This is a genomic window from Mycobacterium sp. E136 (genome assembly GCF_001666865.1).
Lineage (GTDB): Bacteria > Actinomycetota > Actinomycetes > Mycobacteriales > Mycobacteriaceae > Mycobacterium.
Genome location: NZ_LZJE01000359.1, coordinates 19628 through 27168 on the forward strand (window position 1 = coordinate 19628; position 7541 = coordinate 27168).

General features: G+C 69.7%; 6 protein-coding genes and 2 pseudogenes. 1 reads left to right on the forward strand and 7 read right to left on the reverse strand.

The features are described 5' to 3' along the window. Nucleotides 1-12: 12 nt before the first annotated feature. Genes A5698_RS24570 through A5698_RS24595 form a run of 6 tightly spaced genes read right to left on the reverse strand, consistent with a single transcriptional unit; the run spans nt 13 to nt 7074 of the window. A complete protein-coding gene (locus A5698_RS24570) occupies nt 13-1368 on the reverse strand; it encodes a PfkB family carbohydrate kinase (protein WP_067086883.1) in 1356 nt (451 codons plus the stop codon). Continuing rightward, nucleotides 1361-1939 carry a D-sedoheptulose-7-phosphate isomerase gene (locus A5698_RS24575; RefSeq protein WP_082963901.1) on the reverse strand — a complete coding sequence of 193 codons (579 nt, stop codon included), beginning with the start codon at nt 1937-1939 and terminating at the stop codon, nt 1361-1363. The genes A5698_RS24570 and A5698_RS24575 overlap by 8 nt, the downstream gene beginning before the upstream one ends. Next, a complete protein-coding gene (locus tag A5698_RS24580) occupies nt 1936-2955 on the reverse strand; it encodes a glycosyltransferase family 9 protein (RefSeq protein ID WP_067086983.1) in 1020 nt (339 codons plus the stop codon). Before A5698_RS24580 ends, A5698_RS24575 begins: the two co-directional genes overlap by 4 nt. Continuing rightward, nucleotides 2952-4445 carry an HAD-IIIA family hydrolase gene (locus tag A5698_RS24585; protein ID WP_067086885.1) on the reverse strand — a complete coding sequence of 498 codons (1494 nt, stop codon included), beginning with the start codon at nt 4443-4445 and terminating at the stop codon, nt 2952-2954. Before A5698_RS24585 ends, A5698_RS24580 begins: the two co-directional genes overlap by 4 nt. Continuing rightward, the gene (locus A5698_RS24590) at nt 4442-6097 is read right to left on the reverse strand and encodes a carbamoyltransferase family protein (RefSeq protein ID WP_067086888.1); all 1656 of its coding nucleotides are present in this window, start codon (nt 6095-6097) and stop codon (nt 4442-4444) included. The genes A5698_RS24585 and A5698_RS24590 overlap by 4 nt, the downstream gene beginning before the upstream one ends. Before the next feature lie 8 nt (nt 6098-6105). Next, nucleotides 6106-7074: an NAD-dependent epimerase/dehydratase family protein gene (locus A5698_RS24595; protein WP_067086891.1), complete on the reverse strand. Its 969-nt coding sequence runs from the start codon at nt 7072-7074 to the stop codon at nt 6106-6108. A gap of 37 nt (nt 7075-7111) precedes the next feature. Between A5698_RS24595 and A5698_RS29155 the strand changes: the two are divergent. Next, a pseudogene (locus A5698_RS29155) lies at nt 7112-7303 on the forward strand (glycosyltransferase); the annotation flags it as partial. A gap of 125 nt (nt 7304-7428) precedes the next feature. Here A5698_RS29155 and A5698_RS29635 read toward each other — a convergent pair. Then, nucleotides 7429-7476 (reverse strand): annotated as a pseudogene (locus A5698_RS29635) (hypothetical protein); the annotation flags it as partial. Nucleotides 7477-7541: the final 65 nt, after the last annotated feature.

Genomic DNA, 7541 nt, shown 5'->3' on the forward strand with positions numbered 1-7541 from the left:
ATTCCTTTCGGTTCATGACCGCGCGGCGGCGATCAGGTTCGACGACGAGTAACCGGCGACGGTCGGCAGCAGCACGACCTCGCCGCCGTGGCGGCGGACCACGCCGGCCTCGGGGAGGTCGGCCTCGGTGTAGTCGCCGCCCTTGACCCAGACATCGGGCCGCAGTTGCTCCAGCGCCGCTTCGGGTGAGCGTTCGTCGAAGACGACGACGGCGTCGACGCAAGCCAGCGCGGCCAGCACCCGCGCCCTGTCCCGGTCCGCGACGACGGGTCGCCGCGGACCCTTCAGCGCCCGAACGGAAGCATCGGAGTTGAGCAGCACCACCAACGCGTCGCCGAGATCGCGGGCCTGCCGCAACAGCCGGACGTGGCCGGTGTGCAGCAGGTCGAAGCACCCTCCGGTCGCGACCAGCCTGCCCCCGCGGCGGCGCAGCCGGTCCCGGACTTCGGCGATGTCCCCGGTGATGGCGGTCGACGTTGCGGCCGAGGGTATTCCACCGACCGAGTCCGCGCTCGACACGCCGACCGCGCCGCCCGCGGCAACGAATCTGCTGGCGGCGTCCACCGCGTCGGCGACGGCGCCCTGGATGTCCTTACCCGCGGCGAGCGCGATGGTGGCCGCGATTGCGAATCGGTCCCCCGCGCCGCAGGTGTCGCCGTGCCCGGACCGAGCGACTGAATCCCGCACGGGGTGGTGCTCGTTTCCGCTATCGGTGGCGACCAGTGCCCCCTTCGAGCCCAAGGTGATGCACACCGCCCGCGCGGCCCACCGTTCGCGCAGCGACTCCGCCGAGCGTCCCGCCGCCTCGTCCTGATTCGGCGTGACCAGCCAGCAGCCGGGCACCGGCTCGCTGCCGCGGGGATGGGGGTCCCACACCGTCGGCACCCGCTGTGCGGTCCGCGCGAGCAGTTCTCGGATCTCCGTGTGCGCGGTGACGCCGCGACCGTAATCGGCCACGCAGACCGCGGCCGCCGTACCGAGGATGTCGGAGACCTCGGCAGGCACCGGTGTGCCCGCCGCGGAACCGTCGCCGCGGTCAAGCCGCAGCATCGACTGCCCGGCCGCGCGAATTCGGGTCTTGCACACCGTGCTTCCGGTCAGTTCCAGTGCGATGAGCCGCACACCCGCGTCGGCCAGCAGGTCGGTCAGCGCCTGACCGTCGGCGTCGTCGCCGATCGCGGTCACCAGCACCACGTCGCATCCCGTGCGCGCGGCGAGCACCGCGGCCAGGCCGGCACCGCCGGGACGCCGCCAGATCCGTTCGGCGTCGACCACCGGTACGGGCGCCTCGGGGCTGAGCCGCGTTGCGGTGCCCTCGACGTCGAGGTCGAGCATCGAATCGCCGATGATCACCAAGGGCCTATTCATGTGACACCCCCAGCAGTACCTCGTCGACGGCGATGCACAGCGCGTGCACCAGCAGGAGGTGGATCTCCTGCACGGTCGCGGTGGTCGGCGCTTCCACGCAGATCGCGTCGTCGCAGACGGCGGCCAGTGGGTTCGGTTGCGGTCCCGTGAACGCCCATGTGGTCAGGCCGGTTTCGTGCGCGGCCTTGACGGCGGCGAGCACATTTGCGCTCGTACCGCTGGTCGACAGCGAGACGAGCACGTCACCCGGCCGCCCGTGTGCCCGCACACCCCTGGCGAACATCTCGTCGATGCCGTAGTCGTTGGCGATGGCCGTGAGCGCGGAGGTGTCGGCGTGCAACGAGATCGCCGACATCGGCATTCGCTCGTCGTGGAAACGGCCGACCAGTTCGGCGGTCAGATGTTGCGCCTCGGCCGCGCTGCCGCCGTTGCCGCACGCCAGAAGCCGGCCGCCGGTGGTGAGCACGTCGGCGAGCCGGCGACCCCAGGCGGCCAGCTTGGGCGCTTCGGGCGCGATGTGATCGGCTGCATGTGACAGTGCGCAGATGTGCGTCTGGATCGTCGGAATCATTGCCGTCCTCCAATTCGGTTGACCGCGTCGAGCAGTTCGTCGTCGGTGATGCCGTCGAGGCATGGATGGCCCGCCACCGGGCATACGCGGGCGCGGGTGAGCCGGCACGGAGCCTGCTGGTCACCGAGGCGAACAACGTTGGCGCCGTATGGGCTCCACTGCGAGGCGGGTACGACGGGAGCAAAGAGGGAGACCACAGGGGTGCCGACGGCCGCGGCAAGGTGCGCAGGCCCGGTGTTGGGCGCGATCACCACGCGCGCGTCGGCGTAGACGGCCGCCAGCGTGTCGAGCGTGGTGCGCCCGCCGAGGTCGACGGCGATGTCCCCGGCGACGGCCGCGGTGAGATCGCGTTCGGAGGGGTCTCCGGTGACCACGACTCGGTGCCCCGCGCCGACGAGGGCTTCGACCATTCGGGCGCTGCGTTCCGGAGTCGGTCGGCGTGCGGGCACCGCGGCACCGGGATGGAAGACGACAAACGATCTGTCGCCCAACGTTTCCGCTAGCTCCGGACCCACCGGCGGTGGTTGTCGCACCCGCAGCATGCCTGCGTCGCCGGCGGGCAGTTCACAGCCGGCGGCCCGGGCCAGTGACAGCGCGCGCTCGGGTTCGGGTAGGCCATCCGGTACGTGGTGTCGCAGGTCGAGCAGTGTTCCCGGATAGTCCTCGCTGATCGCCCCCACCCACGGCACCGAGGCCATCCGGCAGATCAACGCCAGCGGCAGCGGCGACTGGTGAAACGACGTGAACACGTAGACCCGTTCGGGGGCAAAGTCGCGCAACTGTTTGACCAAAGCCTCGACATGCCCCGCGGTCAATTCGGGTGAGTCGAAGTCGACCCACGGGGCCTGCCACTCGATGAGGTCGTCGACGCCTGGCAGCAGTTCGGCGGCGGCCCGCCCGCGCGGACCGGCGAGAAACGTGACCGCGTCGTGGGTTTCGGCGATGGCACGCACCGCGGGGCCGGTGATCAGAACATCACCGGCGCTGTCCGGACGCGCGACGACCGCCCTGCTCATCGGCACTCCGTCAGAACCATCGACACCGCCTCGTCGAGGGTCGTCGCCACCCGCGCCTTGACCCGGGCCTCGTCGATCTCGTGGGCGAGCGTGCGCGCAGTGGGCACCAGGATCGCGTCGGCGCCCGCGGCCAACGCGGCGTCGACATCCCCGCCGGTGTCGCCGATCATCACGCACCGAGACGCGGGCACCCCGAGCGCGGCGGCGGCGTCCTCAACCATGCCGGGAGACGGTTTCCGGCAACGGCACCCGTCCTCGGCGTCGTGCACGCACAGATGCCAGGAGTCGAACGGCCCCAGCGCCGCGTCGACCTCGGCGTTGACGGCTCGGAGTTGCTCTGCGCTGATCAACCCCTTCGCCACCCCGGACTGATTGCTCACGACGGCCAGCGGTAACCCTCTGCCGCGCAACCGATTCAATGCGCGTACGGCTCCCGGTAGCGAACGAACCCCGGCCGGATCGTTGAGATAGGGACCATCCTCGATGATCGTGTCGTCACGGTCGAGCAACACCGCCAGCGGTGGATCGCGACGCGACGCGCGAAACTCCCACTCGCCGGCCAACCGGTGCCACACCGCGACCGGGGGGATCAGAACGCTGGTGAGGAGCATGCGACCGGCCTCGGTGACGGTTCGCGGTCCGGACCAGAATCGGCGAACGGCGAACTCCGCCGTCAGCGCCGCCCACACCGCACCGGCGATGCGTGCGACGCGCCACCGCCCCACCAGGGTGCTCAGCGCGGCGACGACGGCGGCGGCGGTGGCCACGGAATGCACCTGTAGGCGGCCTCGGCCCTCACCGATTTCCGAGCGCCACCGCCTGCCGAATTTGCGGCGCAGCAGCGCGTTGTCACGGTTGCCGATCTGGGCGCGCACGCTGCTCATCAGCGTGGCGGTGGCGACCGGATGGGTGCATCGGCGGGCTCCGCGGACGATGGTATTGCCGTCCTGGGTGATTCGCAGGGCGATGTCCGAGTCCTCGCGGTACGCCCGGGGGAACCGTTCGTCGAATCCGCCGACGGCGACCAGGACATCGCGGCGAAACGCCATGTCGGCGGTGATCCACTTGGCCTCCGCGAGGCGCTGGGTGCGGCGTTCGTCGTCGGTGGCCCTGCGGCCGCCCACCCGCGGCACCTCGATCACGGCCTGCGATCCGACGGCCGCCTCCACCTCGGCCTTCGCCAGATCTTCGGACACCGCGACGAACCAATTCGGTTGCGGGACAACGTCGTCGTCGAGAAAGCAGATCCAGTCGGCTTCGGTGGCGCGCCATCCCGTGTTGCGAGCAGCCGCGGGCCCTCGCCCGTCGCGTCGCAGCACCGTGACCGGAAGCCGCGACGTCACCTGCAGCGCGCCGTCCGGTTCGGGGCGGTCGTCGACGACGATCACCGCGGTCGGTGTCGGTCCGACCGAACCGTCGAGTTCTGCGAGCAGCCGGTACAGCGACGGACGCCCGACCGTCGGCACGACGACTGCGAACGTCGGCGTCATTCCGGCCTCCTCACAATGAACGGTCCGATCGCGAGGACGTCGATCGGGGCGCTGCCGAAGCACTCGAGCGCGTCGCGCGGGCTGTCCACCATGGGGCGCCCCGCCGTGTTGAAACTGGTGTTGACGATCACCGGGACGCCGGTGCGGGCAGCGAACCGGCTGATCGTGTCGTGCAGCAGCGGGTGGCTGCGACCGACGGTCTGGATGCGGGCCGTGCCGTCGACGTGGGTGATGGCGGGAATACGGTCGCGCCATTCGGCGGCGACCTCGTGCACGAACAACATGTACGGGCTCGGAATGGGCCCGCCGGAGAAGATCCCGGCGGCGTGCTCGGCCAGCACCATCGGTGCGACGGGTCGGAACTGTTCGCGACCCTTCACGGTGTTGAGCCGCTCCAGATTCTCGATGCGCCGAGGGTCGGCGAGAAGTGAGCGCTGCCCGAGCGCGCGGGGGCCGAACTCGGCGCGGCCCTGGAACCAGCCCACGAGTTTGTTGTCGGCCAACGCGTCTCCGATCGCGGCGGCCAGATCCGCGGGCCGCTCGTGCGGTATCGCCGCCTCGGTCAGCACCGCTTCGATCTCGTCATCGGAGAACCCGCGGCCCAACGCCGCCGACGGCATCGGGGCGATCGGCTCACCGGCCTCCCCCGCCAGGGCCAGCGCCGCGCCCAGCGCCGTTCCCGAATCACCGGCGGCGGGCTGCACCCACACGTTCGAGAAGCCCCCACGGCAGTAGATCTTCGAATTCGCCACGCAATTCAGCGCGACTCCACCGGCCAGGCAGAGGCTTTGGTGATCGGTGCGCTCACGCAGCCACCCGACCAGGTCGAGCAACACCTCTTCCACGACCGTCTGGACGCTGCACGCCAGATCGGCGTGCTCTGGTTCGGGGCGGTCCAGCGCGTGTCCCTTGCCTGCGCCGGGCGCCCGGGCGGGCGTGATCGAATTCCAGTCCACCGGTTCGGTGCGGAAACCTCCGTCGTCGCAGGCATACACGGCTTCGCGGAAGCTGTCGGCGAACCGCGGCGTTCCGTAGGACGCCATCGCCATCACCTTGTACTCGTCGCTCGACCGCTTGAATCCGAGGTGTTCGGTGAGGCTTTCGTAGAACAGACCCAGCGAGTGCGGCAGCGACTGTGTCGCGAGCACGTCGAGCTTGTGGTCGCGATAACTCCCGGCGAGCATCGAGGACCGCTCGCCGCGGCCGTCGACGACCAGCACCGCGCAGTCCGGGTGCGGAGAGGCCAGCGCTGTCGATGCGGCGTGCGCGACGTGATGGCGGACGTGGCGCACGATGCCGGGATCGAGGCCGGGCAGCGCGGATTGGAGGAACCGCGGGGCGCGCTGAGCATAGAGTGTGCGCAGGTACTCCCAGTCGCGGTCCAAACCGTTGACGTCATCGGTGGACTCGTCCATCAGGCGGGGGTCGTACGAATAGCCGACCAGGTCCAGATCGGACGGCTTCAGCCCGGCCTGTTCGAGGCACCACCGCGCCGACTCGACGGGCAGCTCCCATGTCGAGAACGGCACGGCCTGCTTACCGTGCTTGCGTCGGGTGAATCGCTCCTCCTCGGCGGCCGCGACGATCTCACCGTCGATCACCAGCGCGGCAGCCGGGTCGTGAAACACCGCATTGATTCCGAGAATGCGCATGGCTTACCTCAACTCCCCTGCAGCGCAACGGTTGCCGACTTCCGACGGAACCAATCGACGGTCGTGGACAAGCCTTGGGTGTAGCTGATTCGCGGTTGCCACCCGAGCAGCTCGCGCGCCAGCGTGATGTCGGGACACCGCCGTCGCGGATCGTCCTGGGGCACCGGGCGGAACTCGATCGGTGAATCGCTGCCGACCAGATCGCGGATGAGCTCGGCGATGCGTAACACCGTGAGCTCGTCGGGGTTGCCGACGTTGATCGGCCCGGTGCAGTCGGATTCGCCCAGCGCGATCAACGCCGCGACGGTGTCGTCGACGTAGCACAGCGACCGGGTCTGGGCGCCGGTCCCGTTGACCGTGATCGGTTCGCCCGCCAGCGCCTGGTGGCAGAACGTCGGCACGATGCGGCCGTCGTCGTGCCGCATCCGGGGTCCGTACGTGTTGAAGATCCGCGCAACGCCGATGTCGGCCGACCGTTCGCGCCGGTAAGCGAACGTCAACGCCTCGGCGAACCGTTTCGCTTCGTCGTACACGCTGCGCGGTCCGATGGGATTGACGTTCCCCCAATAGGTTTCGGACTGCGGATGCTCCTGTGGGTCGCCGTAGACCTCGCTGGTCGACGCCAGCACCAGCCGTGCGCCGCATCGTTCTGCGTATTGCAGCATGTGCTCGGTGCCCAGTGCGCCCGTACGCAGCGTCTGGATCGGCAGCTGGAGATAGTCCACCGGCGAGGCGGGCGACGCCAGGTGGAAGACGGTGTCGATCTTCACGGGAAGATCAGGCAGCGCCTCGCTGATGTCGTGGCGGACGAAGCGGTATCCCGGGCGGTCGAGGAACAGGTCGGCCGCGGTCGGCGCGCTGGTGGATGAATCGTCGACGCAGATCACCTCGACCCCGCGGTCGAGCAGTCGCTCGCACAGGTGCCCGCCGAGAAATCCGCCGCCGCCGGTGATCAGCGCGCGTTTGATGTCATGCATCGTTTGCCCTCCGAATCTGCGGGTAGCCACCCCGGTCATGCAGGACCGAGCCTCCCCCGACCTCTCGTTCGTGATAGCCAGTCGGAATCGCGCCACCGAACTCGCGACAGTGGCTGCCCGGCTGCTGGACACCACCACGTGCCCGATAGCCGTGGTGGACAACGCATCCACCGATGACACCGCCGCGATCATCGACAGGATGGCTGCGCGGTCGGCGAACCGCCTCCAGCTCATCCGGCTCGACACCAATCGTGGCGCGGTCGGCCGCAACGTCGGGGTGGCGGCGTGCAGTCCCACCGACGGATGCCGTTCGAACGCCTCCACCGCGGCCGCCGGGGACTCCGGCGTCCACCAGGAGTCGTCATCGCAGAAGGCGATGTACGGAGTGGGGCACGCCGCCACCCCGACGTTGCGGCCGACCGCGCCACGATTGGTGTCGAGCCGGATGAGCTGGAGGCGGTTCGCCG